Consider the following 23238-nt stretch of genomic DNA (forward strand, 5'->3'; position numbering starts at 1 on the left):
GACGATTCCGACGAGACCGCCACCGACGATCCCTCCGACACCGGCGGCGGCGAGGGTTCCGGCGGTACTGAAACCGAAGGCGATGGTGAGGACTCCGGCGAGACCGCCACCGACGGCCCCTCCGACACCGGCGATGGTGAGGACTCCGGCGAGGCTGAACCCGAAGACGGTGGTGCGGCGGTGCGGTGTTTCGAGGTGCACCGGTTCGGGGCTGAGCCGGTGGATGTGGCCAAGTCCGCTGACGGCGAGGCTGTGTTGGCTCAGCTCAGCTGGGGCTACCACGACAGCATCGGCTGCTACCTCACCCTCGATGAGGACGCTTTGGGCGTGCTCCAAGCCGCTGCGGCGCCCGAGGCGTTCCCCGCCGGGAACGCGGAGGCGGCCCAGCAGTGCTCCGCAGTCCACAAGTTTGGCGCCCAGCCGGTGGATGTGGCCAAGTCCGCTGACCGCCAAACCGTTTTGGCCCAGGTCAGCTGGGGCTACCACGAGAGCTTCGGCTGCTACCTCGCCCTCGACCCCGCCGCCACCGCCGCACTGCGCGCCGCACACACCTAACCCCCGACAGTCCCCCTCCTGCGCGGCTCAAAGTACACCGGTGAAATCCCATATCAGTACATTGGCGACGCCCGATGGCAACTACCGGCACGCCTGCTACTGGCTGCAAGAGAAGCCCTGCCCAAATTCGACTGGGCGATCAACTACCTGAGCCGCGCCAGCTGCCGCATAAGCCAATCTTCTCGGTGGGCGGCGTAGCGCTTGGCGATTTTGGTTTGGGGGAAGAGGCCTACGCCGTGGGGGGCGCCGGGGTAGACGTGAAGTTCGGTGGGGACGCCGGCGCCGTAGAGGCGCTTGGCGTAGATGATGTCCTCGTCGCGAAATCCGTCGGCGCCGCCGACGCAGACGTAGGCCTCGGGCAGGCCGGACAGGTCCTCGGCCCGGGCGGCGGCCGCGGTATAGGGCACATTGTCGGTTCCGTAGAGATCGCCGAGATAGCACTGCCAGCCAAAGGCGTTGGTCTCTTTAGTCCAGATCACCAGATTCTCGAGCTGGCTGGAAGGGGTGATCTGGCGGTCGTCGATCATTGGGCAGTCCAAGAGCTGGAACTGCAACGGCACCTCGCCCCGATCCCGGGCCAGCAGCGCCAGCGCGGCGCACAGGCCGCCCCCGGCGCTGACCCCGGTGATGCCGATCTTTTTTGGGTCGATGCCGATGTCCGCCGCGTTGTCATAGGTCAACTTCAAACCGGCGTAGCAGTCCTCCAAGGGCCCGGGATACGCGGTTTCCGGGGCCAGGCGGTACTCGACCGATACCCCGACAATGCCGTAGTTCTGACACCACCGGTCGAATTTGGCGTCGTCCATGTCGCAGGTGCCCCGGATGTAGCCCCCGCCGTGGATGGAGTACACACAAGGCACGACCCCCTCCAGTCCCACCGGGCGGTGCACCCGCACCACCACGCCGTTGGCCTCATCCACCACATGGTCCGACCGCTCCACCGCATCGCTCAGCTCGGGAAACTGCACCGGCAGACTGGCACGAATTTCAGCCAAGAAGTCAGCGCTGAGATCCCGGGTCGGAACCAAGTGCTCAAGCCGCTCGATCTCCGGATCCAACCGAACCGTGTCCATTTCAATCGCCTGGTGGATACCGAACTAGCCGGCTCTCAGCTGATCCGCTCTAGCTGGCGGCGGAGCCAATCCTCTTGGTCGGCGGAGTACCGCTGGGCCACTTCGAGGTGGGCGAAGAGGGCCACGCCGTGGGGGGCGCCAGGGTAGACGTGGAGCTCGGTGGGGACACCGGCACCGTAGAGGCGCATGGCGTAGTCGATATCCTCGTCCCGGAAGCCGTCGGCACCGCCGACGCAGACGTAAGCCTCGGGCAGGCCGGACAAGTCCTCGGCCCGGGCGGGGGCCGCGGTGTACGGCACATCGTCGGTGCCGTAGAGATCGCCCAGATAGCACTGCCAGCCGAAAGTGTTCGAGTTCTTGTGCCAGATCAACAGGTCGTCGAGCTGGCTTGACGGGGTGATCTGGCGATCGTCGACCATCGGGCAGTCCAAGAGTTGGAACTGCAATGGCACTTCACCCCGGTCACGAGCCAAAAGCGCGAGCGCCGCGCACAGCCCACCCCCAGCGCTGACCCCGGTGATGCCGATCTTGTCGCGGTCTATGCCGATCTCTTCGGCATTGTCGTACGTCCACTTCAATCCGGCGTAACAGTCTTCCAGTGGACCTGGATACGCCGTCTCGGGCGACAAGCGGTACTCCACCGACACCCCGACGATGCCGTACTCCTGACACCACCGGTCGAACTTGGCGTCATCCATCTCGTAGCTGCCCAGGATGTAGCCCCCGCCGTGGATCGAATACACGCACGGAACTGCACCCTCCTGCCCCACCGCTCGGTGCACCCGCACCACCACGCCATTGGCCTCGTCCACCACATGGTCGGTGCGCTCGACCGCATCGCTGAGTTCGGGAAGCTCCCCCAGCCGTGACTCACGCAGCTCGGGCAAGACCTCGGCATTGACCTCGCCGATGGGCACCATGTCCTTGAGGGGTTCGATTTCCTCGTGCAGCGGCACTGTTGCCATGCCAACTCCTTCCATCAACTCGGTAAGTCCAGCGATAGGTTACGCACAACCCGCCGGGGTCCGACTACTGGCATGGGTACGCCACTATTCCGCCCAGTATTCTGCCGGGCGATGTCCTGCGCCTACAGCCTGAGTCCACGATGATCCTCAAGCACTTGCGGGTCGTCGAGGTGGGCGGTGGCATAGCGGCCTCCTACGCGGGCAAGCTGCTGGCCGACGCCGGCGCCGATGTGATCAAGATCGAGCCCCCTGGGGGCGAGCCGCTACGTCGGTGGTCGGCGTCTGGCGCGGAGTTGGGCGACAGAGACGGACCCCTGTTCCAGTTCCTCAACACTTCCAAGCGCTCAGTGATCGGTGATCCGAGCGACCCGGCAATGGCCGACCTGCTGGCCAGCGCGGACATCCTCATCGACTCCACCGACCAAGGGCTGCCTCCCGCAACCATCGACGCCGCCCGCCAGGCCAATCCATCGCTGGTGCTGGTGTCGACCTCCCCCTGGGGGCGCACCGGCCCCTACGCCCATCGGCCGGCCACAGAGTTCACCTTGCAGGCCGAGTGCGGGGGCATCGGCAAGCGGGGCAACCCCGAGCGACCTCCGGTGCATGCCGGAGGCGTCATCGGCGAATGGACCGCGGCGATCTACGCCGGTGTGGGAGCGCTGGCCGCCGCCCGAGCCGCCGGGCGCAGCGGCAGAGGCGATCACGTAGACGTGTCCGTGTTCGAGACGATGGTCATGACCATGAACACTTACGCGTGGATCAACGGTGAATTTCTCGGCGACACCAACCCGGTACGACCCGGTCGCAATGTGGAGCTGCCCTCCATCGAGCCCACCGCCGACGGCCACGTGGGATTTTGCACGGTGGCCCGCCAGCAGTTCCTTGACTTCTTGTTGATGATCGGCCGTCCCGATTGGCTGGAGGACGAGGAGATGTGCGGCTACGGCGGTCGCTGGAAGCGACGGGACGAGTTCCGGGCTGCCATGCACGCCTGGACAACCCAGCGGACGACCGCCGAGGTGATTGCCGAGGCGTCGGCCCGTCGCATCCCGGTGGCCCCCATCGGCAACGGGGCCACCGTGCCAACCCTGGAGGCGTTCTCCGGCCGGGATGTCTTCACCGAAAACCCGTCAGGCGGTTTCACCCAGCCGGCTGTCCCCTACCAACTGCATGGGGCCGACCCCCGGCCCTTCGAACCGGTCCCCGAGGCGGGACAGCACACCGGCCAGATCGAGGCCCATGTCCCCCAACCCAACCGGGGCGAGCCTGCTGCCCTGCCCCTGGCGGGAGTGCGAGTGATCGACTTCACCGCCTGGTGGGCTGGTCCCATCGCCAGCCATTCGCTGGCTCTGCTGGGCGCCGATGTGGTCAAGGTCGAGTCCATCCAGCGGGCCGACGGAATGCGCTTCGCTTCCGCCCGCCCGCCCAGCGTGGACCATTGGTGGGATTGGGGCATGGTCTTTCACGGGGCCAACACCAACAAGCGGGACGTCACCCTCGACCTCCGCTCTCCTGAGGGGGTAGCGGTGGCCGAGCGGCTGATTGCCGACGCCGATGTGGTGATCGAGAACTTCACTCCCCGGGTGATGGAGGGCTTCGGCCTCACTTGGGAGCGGCTGTCGGAACTCAATCCAAGGCTGATCATGACCCGGATGCCCGCCTTCGGCCTAGACGGCGCCTGGCGGAACAACACTGGATTCGCCCAAACCATGGAACAACTCACTGGGATGGCCGCCATCACCGGCTATCCCGACGAGGATCCCCAGATACCCCGAGGCCCGTGCGACCCACTGGCCGGCATGCACGCGGTATTCGCCACCCTCACGGCCCTCGAAGAGCGGGACCAGACCGGCAAGGGACGGCTAGTTGAAGTGACCATGGTGGCCGCGGCCCTAAATGCCGCCGCCGAACAATTGGTGGAGTACTCCGCCTTCGGCCGCCAACTCCCCCGGGAGGGCAACCGGGGACCGCGGGCCGCGCCCCAAGGCGTGTACTCCGCTGCCGGTTTCGAGCGCTGGGTGGCCGTGGCGGTGGCCGACGACCACCAGTGGGAGGCCCTATGCGGCCTGCTCGAACGCCCCGATTGGTCCGACTACGACTCCGTCGATAAGCGCCGAGCCGCCGCCGATGCCATCGATGAAGTGCTGGGCGAATGGATCGCCCCCCAAGCCGACGCTGACGCGGTGGCGCAACTGAATGCCTCCGGGATCCCGGCCAGCGTGGTGGTGCTCGGAGCCGAGATCGGCAACCACCCCCAGCTGCGGACCCGCTCGTTTATCGAGCCGATAGACCACCCGGTGTGTGGGGAAGTACCAGCCGCCAGCCTGCCATTCCGGTTCGAATCATCACCCGGCCCCTGGACCACGGCTCCGGCCCCCACCCTTGGTCAGCACAACCGCGAAGTGCTGGGCGGCGAGCTGGGCCTGACCGATGAGGAGCTGGCCGATTTGGAGGCCAAAGGCGTCATCGGCACCCGCCCCGCCGGGCTTTGACCTTCTGCTATGACGAGTCGAGGCCCAGGGTGGCTGTTTCGACAAGGTCCACCAAGTTGTCGGAGTCGCAATCCATGGTGCCCGCAGTGGGAGGATGACGGCGGATCCAGCCGCTAGGGGTGGGGCTCACCAGCATGAAGCACGGCGACGGGATTCCCTCGGCGGGGTTGGTGGAACCGTGCAGTCCGCGGCCGTCCCATTCGGTGATGGTGCGAGCCGCGTCGATCACCAGCTCTCGGGTCAGCCCCCCGCCGCTAGTGAACATCGCCCGGTTCACCGCCTCCTCGAACAAAAGCGCCGATGCCCAGCTCGACAGGCCGATCAAATCCACCTCGGCTTCCTCATCCACCTCTTCTCTCAAAAAGAGCACGTATCTCACTAGCTCGACATTTTCACCCGGTTCTTCGAAGGGAAACATTCCGATGCTCACCCAGAGATCCGACCCCAGCTCCGATACCTCAGCAGCCCAGCTTGGGGTATAACAGTCCGCGGAGCAGAGTACGAAGGTCGGGCCGTCCGAAGGCTCTTCTTCACCCGCATCTTCTTGAGGCTGCTCTTGGTCATCGCCAACGGGTACTTCCCGGCCAGCCTCAGCAGAATCACCTTCGGTTGCCGCAGAGGCGCCCTCCTCCGACTGGCCGAAATCAAACGCAGGTAGCTGAGCGAACAGGTCTGCCCGAGCCTCCAGCAGTTCCATGAGCCGACCGCTGTCGGCCGACCAGTTGATACCCAAAACGCCGGCTTCCAGCATGGCTGAGAACAGCGCGTGATAGTCCTCGTCGATCACCTCGGCAGTGGCTTGGAAGACAAAATCGAATCCCCCTTTTTCTGAGGCCTCGATTTCCCGCTGGGCCCGGTAGAAGGCCACCGGCAGGTCCAGAACAACCGTGCCCACAGCCCCCGCGGCATCCGGGAACCGCTCACTCAAGTGCTGGGCCGGGCCGGCCTGCCAAATGGTGTTGGACGTCGGATTTGAGACGAACGTCACCGGTGACGCCCGCCGGTCCGGGCTCAGAGCAGCGGCCGGAAAGTCGGGAAGGAGGCAGGACTCATCGTTCAACAGGTCTACTCCGTCGCCGTCGAACAGGGCATACGAACCCACCAAGGCGAAGATGTCGCTTTCGCAGGCTTGTTGGATGGCGTCCCGGTGGTCGAACACGTTGGCGTCGAAGAGAACCACCTCGACGTCACGGCCTCCAAGGCCCCCAGTGCTGTTCACGGCATGGGCCCAAGCCCGCATTGCCAGCCAGGCGGACTCGCTGCCACCAGATGCCGCATTGCCGGCGCTGGTGTCGGCGATCACCCCGATCCGGATCACCTCATCGCTCACCCCGGTCCGTATCGGTGCGGCGGTGGGCCCCGGTACCGTCGCGTCGAGGGCCGGAGGGGTGGGAGTGGGAGTGGCCAGGTCAGGCGACGACACCACCGGTCCTTGGAGATTGGGGGTCTTGCAGCCCGCGACAACCAAGGCCAGCGCCACCGTCAATACCAGTGGCGCAGTTACAAGCTTGAAGAAGCGGGCGAGCCGCACGCCTTTATCGTCGCACTTAGCTGATGCCGCGAGGGCTGCGGGGTCAGGCCCGGGCAGCGGCGAAGCCCTGCTCCAGGTCGGCGATGATGTCGTCCACCGTCTCGAGGCCAACCGAAAGCCTCACCAGTCCGGGGTACACGCCGGTGCTGATCTGCTCTTCTTCGGTGAGCTGCGAGTGGGTGGTGGACGCCGGGTGGATCACCAGGCTGCGCACATCGCCGATGTTGGCCACATGGCTGTGCAGGGTGAGCGCGTTCACGAACTTCTCGCCGGCGTCGCGTCCGCCCTTGATATGGAAGGCGGGCACCGAGCCGTAGCCCTTGCCGCCGGTGTAGTGGTTCATCCGATCGTGCCACGGGCTGGACGACAATCCGCCAAACTGCACCGATTCCACCTGATCGTGGCCCTCAAGGTACTCAGACACGGTTTGGGCGTTGGAGCAGTGCCGCTCCATGCGGTAGCTGAGCGTTTCCAGGCCTTGCAGGAAGTAGAAGGCGTTCTGCGGGGAAATGGCCGCACCGATGTCCCGAAGCAGCTGCACGCGGGCCTTGATGATGAAGGAGCCGTTGCCCAGCGCCGGCCAGAAAGCCAGACCGTGGTAGCTGGGGTCGGGCTCGGTGAAGTTGGGGAAGCGGCCGCTGGCACCGTAGTCAAAGGTGCCGCCGTCGATGATGACCCCGCCGATGGAATTGCCGTGACCGCCGATGAACTTGGTCATGGAGTGGACCACGATGTCGGCACCGTGTTCCAGCGGGCGGATCAGGTAGGGAGACGGAACTGTGTTGTCCACCATCAATGGGATGCCCTCGGCGTGGCCCACCGCGGCGACGCCCTCGATGTCGAGGCAGTCGTTCTTGGGGTTGCCGATGGTTTCAGCGTAGAGCACCTTGGTGTTCTCCCGGATGGCATTCTTCCAGGCGCCCAAGTCGTCGGGATCCTCGATGAACGACACCTCGATGCCCATCTTGGGCAGGGTGTAGTGCAGCAGGTTGTAGGTGCCGCCGTACAGCGACGCGGAGGACACCACGTGGTCGCCCGACTCGGCCAGGTTCAAGATGGCCAGCGTCTCCGCCGCCTGCCCTGACGCCATGGCCAGCGCTCCGGGAATGCCTATGGCCGTCTCGGTGCCGCCTTCCAGTGCAGACAGGCGGGCCTCCAGCACCATCTGGGTGGGATTCATGATCCGGGTGTAGATGTTGCCCACTTCGGCCAGCCCGAACAGCGCGGCGGCGTGTTCGGTGTCGCGGAACACATAGGAGGTGGTCTGGTAAATGGGCACGGCCCGGGCCCCGGTGGCCGGATCGGGCTCCTGCCCGGCATGGATTTGTTTGGTCTCGAAACCCCAGTTGTCGCTCACGGCTCTTCTCTCTTCCTTTCAGAGTTGCCGGGTAGATACTAACGAAACACTCACAATTGGCAGCTATCGGGGAGCTACCCCTTTCCCTGTCCGCCAGACACGTCGGCCACGCTCTGTCGGCCCTCGGAGATCCACGGCATCATGGCCCTCAGCTCAGCTCCGACCTCCTCGATGGGGTGCTTTTGGCCCTCGGCCTCCAGCCGCAAGAAGTTGGGACGGCCGCTGCGACTCTCGTTCATCCACTCGTCGGCAAACGAGCCGCTCTGGATCTCGCTCAAGATCTTCTGCATCTCAGCCCGGGTGGCATCGTTGACAATGCGGTCGCCCCGGCTCAGGTCGCCGTATTCGGCGGTGTCCGAGATGGAGTAGCGCATACCACCAATCCCCTCCTCGTACATGAGGTCGACGATCAGCTTCAGCTCGTGGAGGCACTCGAAGTAGGCCACCTCGGGCTGGTATCCCGCCCCGCACAAGGTCTCGAACGCAGCCGTGACCAACGAGGTGAGCCCGCCGCACAGCACCACCTGCTCGCCGAACAGATCGGTCTCACACTCCTCGGCGAAGGTGGTCTCGATCACTCCGGCTCGGGCCCCGCCAATGGCGTCGGCATAGGCCAAGGCCAGTTCCCGGGCGCTGCCACTGGCATCCTGCTCCACAGCGATCAAGCACGGCACGCCGCCACCCTCCACATAGGTGCGCCGCACCAGGTGTCCAGGTCCCTTGGGCGCCACCATGGCCACGTCCACCCCATCGGGCGCCGAGATCAAGTCGAACCGCACGTTGAATCCGTGGGCGAAGAACAGGGCGTCGCCCGGCTGGAGATGGGGTTCGATGTGAGCCTGGTATATATCGCCCTGCTCAGTGTCGGGCAGAAGCAGCATGATGATGTCGGCCTCAGCCGATGCTTCAGCAATGGACATCACCCGCAGGCCGGCTTCAGCGGCTTTGGCTGCCGACGAAGAGCCGTCCCGCAGCCCGACCCGCACATCGACGCCTGAGTCCTTCAAGTTCAGGGCGTGGGCATGGCCCTGAGACCCGTATCCCAGTATCGCCACCTTGCGGTCGGCGATGTGTGAGCGGTCGGCATCTTTCTCATACAGCACAGTTGCCATTGTTTGTCCTTGATTGGTTGGGGGCCGTCAGGGGGCCAGGGGGTCGGGGGCGGTCTTCACCAGTTTCGGCAACGCCACTTTGCCGGTGCGCTGCACGTCCACGATGCCATAGGGTCGCAGAAGGTCCTCGAAGTCATCCACTCGGCTGGGTGATCCGGTGAGCGACACCATGATTTCGTCATAACCCACGTTCAGCACCGTGGCCTGGAATATCCGTACCAGATCCAGAATCTGGCCCCGAATGGAGGGATCTGCCCTGACGGTGACCATCATCAACTCCCGCTCAACGCTGGCCGAGGGATTCAGCTCTCGGATGTCCACCACGTTGACCAGCTTGTCGAGTTGCTTGACCACCTGCTCCATGGGCGCCGCGTCCACTCCCACCACGATGGTGAGCCGGCTGAACCGCTCGTCATCGGTGGGCGCCACCGCCAGCGACTCGATGTTGAACCCCCGGCGGGCGAACAGCCCGGCCACACGGGCCAGCACGCCAGCCTTGTTCTCCACCCGTACCACCAGGGTGGTGGTGCCTCCCCCGTCTGCTCCTGGTGGAACGCTCATCGGGGCCGGTCCTGCTGGGAGGGGTCGACCACCACGTCGCTGTTGGACATCCCGGCCGGGACCATGGGAAACACGTTCTCGCCGGCCTCGCAGCGGAACTCGACCACCACCGGCTGGTCGTCGATCTCATTGGCCTGGGCAATGACCGGGCCGACCTCCTCAGGTGACTCCACCCGGAGGCCGACGCATCCCAGGGCCTCGGCCCACAGCTTGTAGTCAGGCACGTCGCGGGTCAGGTACACCTCGGAATAGCGCTCCTCATAGAACATCTCCTGCCATTGGCGGACCATTCCCAAATACGCGTTGTTGATCAGAGCCACCTTGATGGGGAAACCCTCAGTGGCCGCGGTGACCAGTTCTTGGGCGGTCATCTGGAAGCAGCCATCGCCGTCCACCGCCCACACCATGCGGTCGGGCCGGCCGGCCTTGGCCCCGATGGCCGCGGGTATGGCGAATCCCATGGTGCCCAGGCCGCCCGAGTTCACCCAAGTGTAGGGGTGGTTGAATTTCCAGTACTGGCTGGTCCACATCTGATGCTGGCCCACGCCTGAGGCCACGATGGTGTCTTCGGGGGTGGCGTCGCGCAGCTGTTCCAGCACGTACTGGGGCTTGAGCAGCTCATCGTCTTTCGACTGCTCATAGGTCAGCGGGAACCGCTCCTGCCATCCGCTGATGCGGGACCTCCACGGGTTCCGGTCGGGCTGGGCCTCGTTCCCGCCCAGTTCCCCCAGCGCCGTGACCAGATCTTCGATCACCAGCCGGCAGTCGCCCTGAATGGCAACGTCGGGGCGACGTACCTTGCCCAGCTCGGCGCTGTCGATGTCCACGTGGATGATCTTGGCCAGGGGGGCGAACTCGGCCACCTTCCCGGTGACCCGGTCGTCGAAGCGGGCGCCCAGAGCGATGAGCAGGTCGGACTCCTGCATGGCGGTGACCGCGGTGTAGTTGCCATGCATGCCGGGCATGCCTAAACACAGCGGATGGTCGTCGGGGAAACCGCCTCGGTTCATGAGCGTGGTGACCACGGGGATGCCGGTGAGCTCAGCCAACTCCAGCAGCGCCTCGGCGGCCCGAGCCTTCAAGATGCCTCCGCCGCTGTAGATGACCGGACGTTCGGCCTCACAGATGAGCTTGGCCGCCTGGCGGACCAGTTCGGCGTCGCCGGCCCGGTTGGGGCGATAGCCGGGCAGGTCGTGGCTGTCGGGCGTGTACCACTCCATGGCGGAACGAGGGTTGTTGGGATCGACTATGTCCTTGGGGATGTCCACCAGCACCGGGCCGGGACGGCCGGTGGTGGCGATGTGGAAGGCATCGTGGATCACCTGGGGGATGTCGGCTGCCTCGGTCACCAGGTAGTTGTGCTTGGTTACCGACATGGTTATGCCGGTGGTGTCGCACTCTTGGAAAGCGTCGGTGCCGATGGCCGCATAGGGAACCTGGCCGGTGACCACCACCATGGGAATGGAGTCCATGTAGGCATCGCACAGAGGGGTGACAATGTTGGTAGCCGCCGGACCCGAGGTGACCATGGCCACACCGGGCCGTCCAGTGGCATGGGCGAACCCCTCGGCCATGTGGCCGGCGCCCTGCTCGTGGCGCACAAGCACATGGCGGATGGACGAGTCGATCAGCGGGTCGTACACCGGCAGGATGGCCCCGCCGGGCAGCCCGAACAAGATGTCCACACCCTCGTTCTCGAGGGCCTTCATAAGGGCTTGTCCGCCGTTCATATTCATGCTTGGATCAACCTTTCGGGGTGTCACCTGAAATGGAAAGACCTCCCGGTGTGGGAGGTCGGAAGCGCTCGGTCTCCGGGTCGGCCGGGACCGTGCGCTATAGGCGTACTACGAGAATCGCTCCAGAGTGAGGATGGCGCTTCATAGGATGCCACCAGTATGAACGCTAGGGCCTGCTTGTGACAAGACGGTTAGGGGTGTATCCCGGCTCGTTCAACCCGCCCACCATCGGGCATCTGGCCATCGCTCGGGCGGCAATGGTCCAGCGAGGGCTTGACCAGGTCGATTTGGTCGTGTCGCGGGTGGCGCTGGGCAAAGAGCTGGCGGCAGTACCCGCGTTCGAAGATCGCATGTCAGTCTTGGAGGCGTCGGTGGCGGACATCGACGGGTTGGAGGTGGTAGTGACCGAGCTTCAGCTCTTGGTGGACATCGCCCAGGGTTACGACGTGGTGGTCATGGGCGCAGACAAATGGGCCCAAGTACAGGATCCGGCTTTCTATGGGAACTCGGTCGAGGCACGAGACCAGGCGGTGAAAGCCTTGTTGAGGTTGGACCTGGCCATCGCTCCCCGGCCACCATTCCAAGTGCTGTCGGGCGCGGAGCTGGACATCGAGCCCGAGATGGTCGCGGTGTCGTCCAGCGGGGCTCGCCAAGGCCGGCTGGAGTGGATGACGCCCGCAGCCCGGGCCTTCGACGACGCCACCGGTGCCTGGTCTAACCCCGCCCCCTAGGGGCGCACCGCTAGGCCTCGGTAATGGCGCCCTTTTCCGCTCCTTGGGCCAAGCGGGCGTACTTGGCCAGCACGCCTTTGGTGTAGCGGGGCTCGGGCGGCTTCCAGTCAGCCTGGCGCTCGGCGAGGGTGGTCTCGTCCACCAGCAGGTCTATGGAATGGTCCCGCACGTCTATCCGAATCCGGTCGCCCTCGGCCACCAAAGCGATGGGCCCTCCCTCGGTGGCCTCAGGAGCCACATGGCCCACGCAGAACCCATGGGTGCCGCCGGAGAACCGGCCGTCGGTGACCAACGCGGCGTCTCCCCCGCGGCCCGCTCCCTTCATTGCCCCGGTGATGGCCAGCATCTCCCGCATGCCCGGGCCGCCCTTGGGGCCCTCGTAGCGGATGACCACGATGTCGCCAGCCTCGATGCGCCCGTTCAGCACCGCGTCCATCGCCGTATCCTCGCCGTCGAACACCCGGGCCCGGCCCTCGAAATGGTCGAAGTCGATGCCGGCCACCTTCAGCACCGCCCCGTTGGGGGCCAGCGAGCCGGTTAGAACAGCGATGCCGCCGATCTCGTGGAGCGGGTCGCCGAAGCGGTGGATGACCTCACCGTCGGGGCTGGGCGGGTCGAGCAATGCCAGGTTCTCGGCCATGGTCTTGCCGGTCACGGTGATCTCATCGCCGTGCAGCAGGCCTTCGTCGAGCAGCATGTTCAACACCACCGGGACGCCGCCGATGCGGTCGATGTCGGCCATGTGATAGTTCCCGTGGGGCTTGGTGTCGGCCAGATGGGGAACCCGGGCCGCCACCTTGTTGAAGTCGTCGAGCTCCAGCTCCACTTCGGCCTCCCAGGCGATGGCCAGCAGGTGCAGCACCGCGTTGGTCGACCCGCCCAGGGCCATGGTCACCGCGATGGCGTTCTCGAACGCCGCTTTGGTCATGATGGCGCGGGGCCGGATGTTCTCCCGCAACAGGCCGATGACCGCGGTGCCGCTGGCGTAGCTGTAGTCGTCGCGGCGGCGGTCCACCGCGGCAGCCGAGGCGCTGCCCGGCAGCGACATGCCCAGTGCCTCGCCGATCGAGGCCATGGTGTTAGCGGTGAACATCCCGGCGCACGATCCCTCGGTGGGACACGCGTTGCGCTCGATAGCGTCGAGCTCCTCGTCGTCGATGTCACCCACCGCATGGGCGCCCACCGCTTCGAACACGCTCACGATGTCGAGAACCCGGCCGTTGTGCTGGCCGGGAAGTATGGATCCGCCGTATACGAACACCGACGGCAGGTTGAGACGGGCCGCGGCCATCAGCATTCCGGGCAGCGACTTGTCGCAGCCCGCGAAGCTGACGAAGGCGTCCAACCGCTCAGCGTGCATGACCGCCTCCACCGAGTCGGCAATGATCTCCCGGCTGACCAACGAGGCCCGCATTCCCTCGTGGCCCATGGAGATGCCGTCGGACACCGCGATGGTGTTGAACTCGAGGGGGAAGCCGCCCGCATCGCGAACGCCCTGTTTGGCCCGCTTGGCCAGCCGGTCCAGCGGCAGATTGCACGGGGTGACCTCGTTCCACGACGACGCCACCCCCACCTGTGGCTTGTCCCAGTCATCGTCGGTCATGCCCACCGCTCGGAGCATGGCCCTGGCCGGCGCCCGCCCAGCCCCGGAGGTGACCTCATGTGAACGTGGCTTCATATCGCTCATGGCGACAGGCTACTGACTGGCATGACGGAAATTAGAGGGCTACTGGGATTGCAAAAGTCGCCCTACGACCGGGAGATCGCCCGTCTGGCGGTTCCCGCGCTCGGCGCGCTCATCGCCGAGCCCCTCTACACCCTGGCCGACACCGCAGTGGTGGGACACCTGGGAACTCCCCACCTAGGCGGATTGGCGGTGGCGTCGCAGGTGCTGTTGGGGGCCTTGTCGCTGTTCATCTTCTTGGCCTACGGGACCACCGCCGCTGTGGGCAGGCTCATCGGCGCCGGCGACCACCGCCAAGCCGCCCAGCAGGCGGTACAGGGACTGTGGCTGGCCGCGGGGGTCGGCGCGGTGTTGGCGGCAGGTGCCTATGTGTTCGCCGATCCGCTGCTGAGAATCCTCGGGGCAGACGGCGAGGTGTTGGCCCAGGGGCGGATCTACCTGCGAATAAGCGTCTTCGGACTGCCGGGAATGCTCATCACCTTGGCCGGTGTGGGCTACCTGCGGGGCCTCCAAGACACGCTGCGACCGTTGAAGGTGGCGGTGTTCACCGCCGGGCTGAACCTGGGGCTGGAGCTAGTGCTCATCTACGGGCTGGGCTTCGGCATCGGCGCCTCGGCGCTGTCCACCGTCATCGCCCAATGGCTGGCCGCCGGGGCCTATGTGTGGTGGATCCGGCAGGCAGTGACGGTACACGGGGTGACCATGGCCCCTGACCGCTCGCTGATCGCCCGACTGGCGGTGGTGGGACTGGACCTGTTCCTGCGGACTGCGGCGCTGCGAGCCTCGTTCACCATGTCGGTGGCAGTGGCCGCCCGGCTGGGAGATGTCGACCTGGCCGCCCACGAGGTGATCTACCAGATCATGTTCCTTTTGGCTCTGATTCTGGACGCGGTGGCCATTGCCGGCCAGGCCATGATCGGCCGCCTTCTCGGCGCCGATGAGCTGGATCAAGCTCGGGCCGCGGGCCGCCGCATGATCGAATGGGGGCTGGCCTCGGGGCTTGTCGCCACTGTGGTGCTGCTGGCTGCTAGGCCGTGGCTGCCCCTGGTGTTCTCCAGCGATGAGGCGGTGCTGTCGCTGGTTGGATTCTTGATGCTGCACTTGGCCTTCTTGCAGCCGGTGAACGGGGTGGTGTTCGCCCTCGACGGCGTGCTGATCGGCGCGGGGGATATGCGTTTCCTGGCCGTGGCCATGGCCGGTGCCGCGGCAGTGTTCATCCCCCTGGCAATGTGGGTGATGGCTGCCGACGCGGGCATCGGCTGGCTGTGGGGCGCTATGTGGGCACTAATGGTCGCCCGCCTGATAGCCCTGCTCTGGCGCTTCGCCAGCTCCCGCTGGCTAGTACCCGGCGCCGTTCGATGATCCGTATTAGCCCCCAGGCCCTTCTATGTGGGCCTTGACCCCATCCACCACTCGCTGCATGTTGGTTCGGTGGACTTGGAGGCGGTTGGCGATGATGCGGTGCTCTTTTTCGGGGTTTTGGTCGATGAACATGTTGAGGCCGGAGGGGCCGGGGCCGAGGAGGAGGCGGTAGACGAGCCGGGTGCCACCGCCCATCAGGGGTTGGAGTTCGAAGCGCCATCGGGCGCCGGGATTGTCGGGGTCGGAAGTACACCAGCCGAAGGCCACTGGCTCCTCGCACATATCCACAAAACACGGCACCTCCCAGTCGCCCATCACCACGAGATAGTTGCGGCCCGTGAAGGTGGCGCCCAGTGCGGGACCGTCGAAGCCGTCGTCCCAGGTGGCGCCGGTGAATTCATCGGAGAACTGGGCCGGCAGGTCGATGTCGGTAACCGCGGCCCACACTTCGTCGAGTTCGGCAGCGATGTCGGTCTCTACCATCATGCCGGGGCCGTTGGCCATGCTCACCGGTGTTCCCGGACCCGATTCGTAGGTGCGGCCGTAGCCGTCGAAGAAGGTGATGTTTCGGGCGGGGTCGCGGTGAGCGGGGCGGAAATCGGTGCCCTTCGTCCAGGCCACCGGGAACATGGCAATTTCGGTGATCTCGTCGGGAATGCCCAACAGTTCCTTCAGCTCAGGAGCCTTGGCCAACACTGCCGTTGTCCACGCAGTGCCCAGCCCTCGGGCCCGCAGGGCAACGCAGAAACTCCACCCGCTCTGGATAACGGAGTCGAAAAGACCCGGGGCGCCGCTGCCATCGTGGCGGCCCACGATTGTGGGGATGACTATCGCCGGCACCTCGGCCAGGTGTTCCACTAGATAGGCCGACGAGGTCACCGTCTTGGCCCGGGGATGGTCGGTGCCCTCCAGGCGGTCGCGAGCCTCCAGCATGAAGCCGCCCACCACTTCACGGTAGAGACGAGCCAGTTCCTGCTTGATCTCGGGGTCGCGCACCACGATCCACCGGCGGCTGGTCTGATTGCCGCCGGTGGGGGCCTGCTCAGCGATGTCGATGCAGTCGAGGATGATCTGGTCGTCAACGGGGCGCTCCAAGTCCAGCCGCCGTCGCACCGCCCTCGTCGTGGTCAGCGCCGCATCCACCGCCGCTGTGTCAATGTTCATGTCTTGCCGGCCTCTTTGTAGATGCCGCGGGCCATGAGCGACTGCTCTTGGTCTCGGCGCTTTCGGTACACGGCAGATCGCATCTCGGCCACACCGGCCTCGTCGGGCGCGGCTTGGGCGGCCCACTCGGCCAGGTGGCAGGCCAACCGCAAATCCCCAGCCTCACTCAGCTCAACGGCTCGGGCTGCCAACGAAACCGCACCCCCGGCCAAGCGGGCGACCTCAGCAGCCACCGCCCCATCAGGCGCAGGCTTGAGGTGAGCGGGGTTGGCGTCGTACCAGCCTCCGTAGAGCCGCCAGATGTTGCGAACCACAAACTCGGGCTCGTCGTAGTTGGGCCGCAGGTAGGGCTTGGCCAGCAGGTCGTCGGGAACCCGCACTTGGTGGATGATGTCGTCGAGGCGAGCACCGGCGTTCATCATCTCCAGGGTGGCGGCCACCAGCCCCTCTAGCGCGGTAGCCACATCGTCGAGAACCGTGGCGATGCGCCCCTCTCCCTCGATGGGCAGGCCGTGAGCGGGCAGCAGCAATGCGGGACGCAACTCGATCATTCGGCGTAGGGCCGCGGCCCATTCAGCGGGGTAACGCTGCACTTTCTGGGGATTGCCAGCATTGGGGAAGAACCAGATGAATAGGTCGCCGGCGAACAGCGCCCGAGACTGGGGCACCCACACAAGAGTGTGGTCGTCGGTCTCGCCTTGGGCATGGATCAACTGCATCGATGTGCTGCCCACCTCCACATCGAGCGTGGTGGCATAGGTGGTCTGAGGGCGCACCCAGTCGCCATCGAACAGATTGGCGAAGGGGCCATCGCCGAATTGCCGGCGGTTGATCACCTGGTTGTAGCCCGATGTGAGGTCGTAACGGTCGAATCGCTGCGGTACGGCCTCATGGGCCAACACTCGGGGAGCGGGTTGTCCCTGTTCCTCGGCATCCACTACGAAAGCTCTGGCACCGCCGACATGATCCACGTGCCCGTGGGTGTACACGATGGTGTGGACCGACTGGTCCTTCCACCGGCGAAGGTGCTCCAGGGCTATGGGGGCGAACCCTGGAAGTGAGGTGTCGATTGTCACTAGCCCCTCATCGGTAGCTACCGACCAGACGTGGGAAAAAGCGCACACCACCGCAATCTGATCGGCTATTTCGTGGAATGAGCCGTCCATAGGCTGCACCGACTGCTGCCCCTGATAGATGCCCTCGTCAATGAACCGGGCCGACCGTTCCAGAAGTGACATGCCAACCTGCACCATAGTGGTCCGTCTGATTGGTACTACCCGCGGCGGGAATTGAGAAGCTGGGTGACGGCTTTGCCGTCGGCTCGGCCTTGGGTGGCTTTCATTACCTGACCGACGAAAAAGCCGGTGAGCTTGGCGTCGCCATCGCAGAAGCGGGACCACTCATCAGGGTGGTCGGCGATGAGGCCGTCCACCAGAGCATCCAGTTCCCCGGTATCCATAGCCTCGAACCCCAGTTCCTGAGCCGCCTCTTGGGGTGAGCCCCCGCCGTCGACCAACGCGGCGAGCACCTTTTTGGCCTGGGTGGCGGTCAGCTCGCCATCGTCTTCCATGTCCACCAGGTTCGCCAGCGACTCAGGAGTCAATTGTCCGGGGCCGTCGGCCAGGTTGTGGACGATGTGGGTCATCACCCGCTCGGGAGCCCCTCCCCCATCGATGGCGGCTAGAGCCATTTCGTCCATTGAGCGCTCGACAGCCAAGGCAATGTGATCGGCATCCACCGATGGGGCCACCTCGGACAGCCGAAGCCGGCGGTCTCGGGGCAGCGGAGGCAAATCCTGGCGGATCTGCTCCACCCACTCGGGACTGGGGTCAAGCGGCAGTAGATCGGGCTCGGGAAAATAGCGGTAGTCGTAGTCTTCTTCTTTGGAGCGCAGGGCGTGGGTGCGACCGTCATCCTCGTTCCAGTGCCGGGTCTGCTGTTCGATGGGCTGCCCGCTGGTCAGCAGGTCGATCTGGCGGCGGGACTCGTATTCGATGGCCCGGCCCAAGGAGCGCAGCGAGTTCACGTTCTTGATCTCGCAACGGGTGCCCAGCCGGTCGCTGCCCGCCGGCCTCACCGATACGTTGCAATCCACCCGCAGCGACCCCTCCTCCATCTTTCCGTCCGACGCCCCTACCGCCACCAGGATCGCCCGCAGCTCGCTCACGTATTGGCGGGCCTCTTCGGCCGACCGCAACTCTGGATGCCCCACAATCTCGATGAGCGGCACCCCGGCCCGGTTGTAGTCCACCAGCGAGTAGCCGGCCTCGTGGATGCGCCCACCCCCGCCGATATGAACGGTCTTGCCAGTGTCCTCTTCCAGGTGGGCCCGCTCGATGCCGATGCGCTTGCCCGAGGGCAGTTCCAGCCACCCGTCCACGTTGATCGGCTGGTCGTATTGGCTGATCTGAAAGTCCTTGGGCATATCGGGGTAGAAGTAGTTCTTCCGGGCGAACACCGACGGCCGGATTCCGCAGTTGAGGGCCAAGCCCACTCGAATGGCCAGCTCAACAGCCTTCTCGTTGAGCACAGGAAGCGAACCAGGCAGGCCGAGCGACACCGGGTCGATGTGGGTGTTGGGATCGCCTCCGAACCGGTTGGGACTGGCGCTGAACAGCTTGGTCTCGGTGGCCAGCTCGGCATGGACCTCCAACCCCACGACCGTTTCCCACTCGGTGTCAGCCGGTGCCCCCAAACCGGGTACGTCGAGTGTGGGCCCGCTCATCCCATGCTCGCTTCCAGCACCGCGGCGGCCCGGAACATCGTCGGCTCTCCCAGGGCGGGGGCCATGATCTGCACCCCTACTGGCAGGCCGTCGTCGCCCACCCCGTAGGGCACCGACATGGCGGCCTGGCCGGTGAGGTTTACCGGGACGGTGCACACGTCGCTCATGTACATGGCCATGGGGTCGGCGGTGCGCTCACCCAGGGAGAACGCAGTAGTGGGCGATGTGGGACTCAACAGCAGGTCGAACTGCTCCCACGCCGAGGCGAATTCATTGATGATGAGCGTGCGGACCTTCTGGGCCTTGCCGTAGTAAGCGTCGTAATAGCCGGCCGACAAGGCGTAAGTGCCGATCATGATGCGCCGCTTCACCTCGTCGCCAAAGCCGGCCGAACGGGTGGCGGTGTTCATGTCCGGCGTGCTGGAGGCGTCCACCCTGAGCCCATAGCGGACGCCGTCGTAGCGGGCCAGGTTGCTGGACGCCTCGGCCGGGGCGATCAAGTAGTAGGCCGACAGCCCGTAAACCGCCGCTGGCACGCTGGCCTTGGCCACCCGGGCCCCGGCTGATTCCAGGGCGTCGACCGCGGCGCGCAGGCGGGCGGCCACATCAGGGGCGATGCCGTTGCCGCTCAACTCCCCCAGCACGCCTACCCGCAGGCCATCTACTCCCTCGGCGAGCGATTCGGACACCGATGGCTGGGTTTCGCCGATGCTGGTGGAATCTTTAGGATCCGGACCGCTGATCACGTCCAATACCGCAGCCGCGTCGGTCACTGTGGAGGCAAACGGGCCGATCTGGTCCAAAGACGAGGCGAATGCCACCAGCCCGTAGCGGGACACCAATCCATAGGTGGGCTTCACACCGACCACTCCGCAGAGGGCGGCGGGCTGGCGAATCGAACCACCGGTGTCGCTTCCCAGCGCGAATGGGGCAAATCCAGCGGCAACCGCTGCCGCGCTGCCCCCCGAAGAACCCCCCGGCACGCGGCTGGGGTCGCAGGGGTTGCGGGTAGGGCCGAAGGCCGAGTTCTCCGTCGAGCTCCCCATGGCGAACTCGTCCATGTTCGTCTTGCCCACCATTACCGCACCGGCTTCGCGGAGCCGCTCCACCACGGTGGCGCTATACGGCGGCTCCCAGCCTTCCAGAATGCGGGAAGAACAGGTCGTGGCCACTCCACGGGTGCAGAGGTTGTCTTTGAGGGCCACTGGTACTCCCGCCAGCGGACCTGGGTCATTGCCTGCGGCCACTTGGGCATCGATCTCATCGGCCCGAATCCGGGCTTGCTCTGCGGTCACCAGGTTGAAGGCATGAATGTCGGCATCGCCTTGGGCGATCGCCTCCAAGTGCTCTTCTACCGCGGAGCGGGCCGACTTCTGTCCAGACCGCACGGCGGAGGCAATCTCGACAGCAGTCACGGCGTATCGCCCAGAACTGGGGGGACCCGGAACTGGCCGTCTTCGGCAAAAGGCGCCTGTGCTAGAACCTCTTCGCGATCCAACACCTCACCCGGAAAGTCCGGTCGCAGCAGGTTGGCGATGGGAAGGGCATGCATCGTTGGGGCCAGTCCCTCAAGGTCGAGAGCCTCCACCTCGGCCACATGGTCTAAGAGCTCATCCAGCTGGCCTGTGAAGCGGTCCAGTTCTTCGTCGGTCAGCTCCAAACGGGCCAAAGCAGCCACATGGGCACATTCTGCCCGGGTGATGCGTTGCTGCCCCATACCGAAATGACATCGTACCGCCCAACTTGTCGGTTTCCCGCGCTGGAGTCACTCCGTGGCCTACCTTGCCGGGATGGGGGTGCACCGGTTTCTGAGTCCGGGGTGGGTTGATGCAGCCATGGCGCTGCGCGATGAACTGGCATCAACTGCGCCTGATCCCATTCACACCGCCAGAGTCAATCTCGTGGTTACCGGCACCCCCTTCGGTAGCGGTGAGTTCCGGGCATCCATCGACACCGAGGCCGGGGGCCCGCTGCCCGTGCCCGGCGAGTTGGACGACCCCGACGCCACCGTGATCCTCGACTATGAATCGGCCCTGGCCGCATTTGTCACCGACGACCCCGACATTGTCGCTCACGGTTTTCTGACCGGCGCCCTCCGAGTGGACGGCGACTTAGCCCTCGTCCTCATCCTGTTCGGCGAGGGCATGACCGATGCACAAGCCGTATTCGCCCGCCATGCTCAGACCCGGATGCGGGCGATCACCATCCTCGGAGAGAACTGAGCCCTCAGCCGTCTTCTTGTGCTTCTTGTGGCCGGGTGATGAGGCTGACGCACGTCCGATAGTCCACAACAGCTTCGGCAGGCGGATTGCTGGCCAATACCTCGGCGTCGGGGGGACCCACTATCTCGCCCCGGCACAGGCCTGCTACCTCAAGGATGTCAGCAGCCTCCTCCACGTTGAGGGTGGCCAAGAAGGGAACCCTCACTTGCTCAGGGCCGTCGGAGACCACGACCGTGATTACCGAGTTGGCGGCTACCTCTGTTCCTGCCAGAGGCTCCACCCTCACCACGTGGCCTTCTTCAACCTGATTGTCCACCACCCGCCACTCGAGCGCCTCCAACCCGGCTTCTTCCAGCTGCTCAAGGGCTGCGCCCACCGACGTGCCCTTATCGATTTCGGGCACCAGCCGAGGTGCCGGTCCGAGAGACACCACCAAGTCCACACGGCTCCCCTGCTCGAGCTGGGGGAGCATCTCGTCTACTTCGATGACTACCCCCTGAAGCACCTCCTCGTCGAAGCGCTCGGTGATCACACCGGCCGACAGCCCCACCGCAGCTAGAGCATTCTCGGCGTCTTGAACCGCAAGTCCGACCAGGTTGCCGGGAATGGGCACCAAATCAGGGCCCAAGGAAATCCAAACCATGATCGTCTCGCCCCGCTCCAATCCAGTGCCCGGCTGGGGTGCCTGGCGCAGTATTTCGCCCGCCACGGTGCCGTCTTGGCGCAGCTCCATGCGATCTATCACCCAACCGAACTCACTCCCGATGCGAAGCAGGTCGGTGTCGGTGGCGCCGACCAGATTGGGCACCGGTTGGGTCTCGGTACCGAACCAGTTGTCCCACAGCTTGTAGCCCCCGAATCCCACGGCCCCCAGCAGCACGAGCGCTACTACCACGGCCAGCAGACTTCGAGCCGTCGAACGCCCTTCGGCCTTAGGTACAGCCTCCTCCGGTTGCATGACGGGTGCAGTCGCCGCCTCGGATTCGCCGGTATCAGGACTCTCCGGCCCCGGCTTTGTCAGGGGAAGCGGGGCCGGTCGGGACAGTGTCTCAGCCGCCGCTAACAGCCCAAGGCCTAGATCACGAGCCGTGGGACGGTCATCCCGCTCTGGTCGTCCAGCTTGCTCCAACACCCGGCCCAGGCGGTCGAATTGACCGGCGAGATCGAGTTGTCTGCTCATCTTGGCCATCTGGGTGTACTCGGGGTCGTCAGACTCGAATGGCACTCGGCCCGACAGAGCCTCGGTTAGTGCGAGGACGAGGGAATAGATGTCGCTCTTGTGGTCGGCTGTCAGTCCCTGGGCCTGCTCGGGCGAGGCGTAGCGCGCCGCGTCGACCGCTGAGAAGACCGACCTGGCCATCAGCGTTCCCTCGGTCTCGGACGAACTCAAGGCCCAAGATGTGCCTAGATCAGCCAGTCGGGCTCGACCGCGGCGTGAGAACAAGATGTTGGAGGGCCGGATGTCTCCATGGATGATGTCCTGACCGTGGATGTGCTCCAAACCGCGGGTTATGTCCAAGCCGACCATGAGGACCTGCGACGGAGACAGCAGGTGACCGGCATCCATCATCCCCTGCAAACTCCCGCCCTCCATGTAGTCGCTCACTACGTAGAGACCGAGGTCGGAGTCTCCCCAGCTATGAACGGCCACCAAGTGGGGGTGGCTTACCGAGGCCGCTTCCCCCGCAGCCTCCAGGAATCGGCTGGCAAAGCCGGCCCACCCGTCGGGCAGGAGATCCTCGGAAACCAGCTTGACCGCCACCCTCTGTGACGAGGCCAGGTCGTAGGCCATGTAGACGTCGGTGAACCGCCCCGCCCCGATGCGGGTCACGAGCCGGAAGCGCCCACCCAAGACTCGGCCGATCACCCCGGTTTCGCCGCTGCCTTGGGACACGCAACGAGGGTACTTGCTGTTTTGAGTTTTCCGCGCCACTCAGGGTGTCTCCGGCCTCGGCCAGCGGGCACACT

General features: G+C 65.3%; 18 protein-coding genes and 1 pseudogene. 5 read left to right on the forward strand and 14 right to left on the reverse strand.

Features of this window, described 5'->3' with window-relative positions; genetic code table 11:
* Nucleotides 1-555, forward strand: a pseudogene (locus tag ACOOGG_RS00005) (hypothetical protein); the annotation flags it as partial.
* Between the two features lie 143 nt (nucleotides 556-698).
* On the opposite strand, the gene ACOOGG_RS00010 reads toward ACOOGG_RS00005, so the two are convergent.
* Nucleotides 699-1628 carry an alpha/beta hydrolase gene (locus ACOOGG_RS00010; RefSeq protein WP_420430997.1) on the reverse strand — a complete coding sequence of 310 codons (930 nt, stop codon included), beginning with the start codon at nucleotides 1626-1628 and terminating at the stop codon, nucleotides 699-701.
* 35 nt (nucleotides 1629-1663) lie between these two features.
* Nucleotides 1664-2593, reverse strand: coding sequence for an alpha/beta hydrolase (locus ACOOGG_RS00015; protein ID WP_420430999.1), 930 nt, complete (start codon nucleotides 2591-2593; stop codon nucleotides 1664-1666).
* 140 nt (nucleotides 2594-2733) lie between these two features.
* Between ACOOGG_RS00015 and ACOOGG_RS00020 the strand changes: the two genes are divergently transcribed.
* Nucleotides 2734-5085 carry a CoA transferase gene (locus ACOOGG_RS00020; RefSeq protein WP_420431001.1) on the forward strand — a complete coding sequence of 784 codons (2352 nt, stop codon included), beginning with the start codon at nucleotides 2734-2736 and terminating at the stop codon, nucleotides 5083-5085.
* 7 nt (nucleotides 5086-5092) lie between these two features.
* Here ACOOGG_RS00020 and ACOOGG_RS00025 read toward each other — a convergent pair whose 3' ends face one another.
* From ACOOGG_RS00025 to ilvB, 5 genes are all read right to left on the reverse strand, one after another.
* Entirely contained in the window at nucleotides 5093-6616 is a 1524-nt protein-coding gene (locus ACOOGG_RS00025; RefSeq protein ID WP_420431003.1) for a hypothetical protein, read from the reverse strand.
* Between the two features lie 43 nt (nucleotides 6617-6659).
* Complete coding sequence (locus ACOOGG_RS00030; protein ID WP_420431005.1) at nucleotides 6660-7973, reverse strand: bifunctional o-acetylhomoserine/o-acetylserine sulfhydrylase; 1314 nt, start codon at nucleotides 7971-7973, stop codon at nucleotides 6660-6662.
* Between the two features lie 74 nt (nucleotides 7974-8047).
* Nucleotides 8048-9085: a ketol-acid reductoisomerase gene (gene ilvC / locus ACOOGG_RS00035; protein WP_420431007.1), complete on the reverse strand. Its 1038-nt coding sequence runs from the start codon at nucleotides 9083-9085 to the stop codon at nucleotides 8048-8050.
* A gap of 27 nt (nucleotides 9086-9112) precedes the next feature.
* Nucleotides 9113-9646 (reverse strand): acetolactate synthase small subunit, encoded by a 534-nt coding sequence (ilvN, locus tag ACOOGG_RS00040; protein ID WP_420431009.1) that lies wholly within the window; start codon nucleotides 9644-9646, stop codon nucleotides 9113-9115.
* Complete coding sequence (ilvB, locus tag ACOOGG_RS00045) at nucleotides 9643-11382, reverse strand: biosynthetic-type acetolactate synthase large subunit (RefSeq protein WP_420431011.1); 1740 nt, start codon at nucleotides 11380-11382, stop codon at nucleotides 9643-9645. Before ilvB ends, ilvN begins: the two co-directional genes overlap by 4 nt.
* 179 nt (nucleotides 11383-11561) lie before the next feature.
* On the opposite strand from ilvB, the gene ACOOGG_RS00050 reads away from it, so the two are divergent.
* Nucleotides 11562-12113: a nicotinate-nicotinamide nucleotide adenylyltransferase gene (locus ACOOGG_RS00050; RefSeq protein WP_420431013.1), complete on the forward strand. Its 552-nt coding sequence runs from the start codon at nucleotides 11562-11564 to the stop codon at nucleotides 12111-12113.
* 10 nt (nucleotides 12114-12123) lie between these two features.
* Here the strand turns inward: ACOOGG_RS00050 and ilvD are convergent, their stop codons facing one another.
* The gene (gene ilvD / locus ACOOGG_RS00055; RefSeq protein WP_420431015.1) at nucleotides 12124-13800 is read right to left on the reverse strand and encodes a dihydroxy-acid dehydratase; all 1677 of its coding nucleotides are present in this window, start codon (nucleotides 13798-13800) and stop codon (nucleotides 12124-12126) included.
* A gap of 21 nt (nucleotides 13801-13821) precedes the next feature.
* On the opposite strand from ilvD, the gene ACOOGG_RS00060 reads away from it, so the two are divergent.
* A complete protein-coding gene (locus tag ACOOGG_RS00060; RefSeq protein ID WP_420431017.1) occupies nucleotides 13822-15159 on the forward strand; it encodes an MATE family efflux transporter in 1338 nt (445 codons plus the stop codon).
* A gap of 6 nt (nucleotides 15160-15165) precedes the next feature.
* Here ACOOGG_RS00060 and ACOOGG_RS00065 read toward each other — a convergent pair whose 3' ends face one another.
* The 5 genes from ACOOGG_RS00065 to gatC are packed head-to-tail and all read right to left on the reverse strand — an operon-like array spanning nucleotide 15166 to nucleotide 20765.
* Nucleotides 15166-16323: a nitroreductase family protein gene (locus ACOOGG_RS00065; RefSeq protein WP_420431019.1), complete on the reverse strand. Its 1158-nt coding sequence runs from the start codon at nucleotides 16321-16323 to the stop codon at nucleotides 15166-15168.
* On the reverse strand, nucleotides 16320-17561 hold the full coding sequence (locus ACOOGG_RS00070; protein WP_420431021.1) for an alkyl sulfatase dimerization domain-containing protein: 1242 nt from the start codon (nucleotides 17559-17561) through the stop codon (nucleotides 16320-16322). Before ACOOGG_RS00070 ends, ACOOGG_RS00065 begins: the two co-directional genes overlap by 4 nt.
* A 35-nt stretch (nucleotides 17562-17596) precedes the next feature.
* A complete protein-coding gene (gene gatB / locus ACOOGG_RS00075; protein ID WP_420431023.1) occupies nucleotides 17597-19048 on the reverse strand; it encodes an Asp-tRNA(Asn)/Glu-tRNA(Gln) amidotransferase subunit GatB in 1452 nt (483 codons plus the stop codon).
* Nucleotides 19045-20463: an Asp-tRNA(Asn)/Glu-tRNA(Gln) amidotransferase subunit GatA gene (gene gatA / locus ACOOGG_RS00080; RefSeq protein WP_420431025.1), complete on the reverse strand. Its 1419-nt coding sequence runs from the start codon at nucleotides 20461-20463 to the stop codon at nucleotides 19045-19047. Before gatA ends, gatB begins: the two co-directional genes overlap by 4 nt.
* The gene (gene gatC / locus ACOOGG_RS00085) at nucleotides 20460-20765 is read right to left on the reverse strand and encodes an Asp-tRNA(Asn)/Glu-tRNA(Gln) amidotransferase subunit GatC (RefSeq protein WP_420431027.1); all 306 of its coding nucleotides are present in this window, start codon (nucleotides 20763-20765) and stop codon (nucleotides 20460-20462) included. Before gatC ends, gatA begins: the two co-directional genes overlap by 4 nt.
* Before the next feature lie 55 nt (nucleotides 20766-20820).
* Here gatC and ACOOGG_RS00090 point away from each other — a divergent pair, with 55 nt between their 5' ends.
* Nucleotides 20821-21270: a hypothetical protein gene (locus ACOOGG_RS00090; protein ID WP_420431029.1), complete on the forward strand. Its 450-nt coding sequence runs from the start codon at nucleotides 20821-20823 to the stop codon at nucleotides 21268-21270.
* Nucleotides 21271-21274: 4 nt separating this feature from the next.
* Here the strand turns inward: ACOOGG_RS00090 and ACOOGG_RS00095 are convergent, their stop codons facing one another.
* The gene (locus ACOOGG_RS00095; RefSeq protein WP_420431031.1) at nucleotides 21275-23164 is read right to left on the reverse strand and encodes a protein kinase domain-containing protein; all 1890 of its coding nucleotides are present in this window, start codon (nucleotides 23162-23164) and stop codon (nucleotides 21275-21277) included.
* Between the last annotated feature and the right edge of the window lie 74 nt (nucleotides 23165-23238).

It is taken from the genome of Candidatus Poriferisocius sp., assembly GCF_965214065.1.
Taxonomy (GTDB): Bacteria; Actinomycetota; Acidimicrobiia; order Acidimicrobiales; family Bin134; genus Poriferisocius.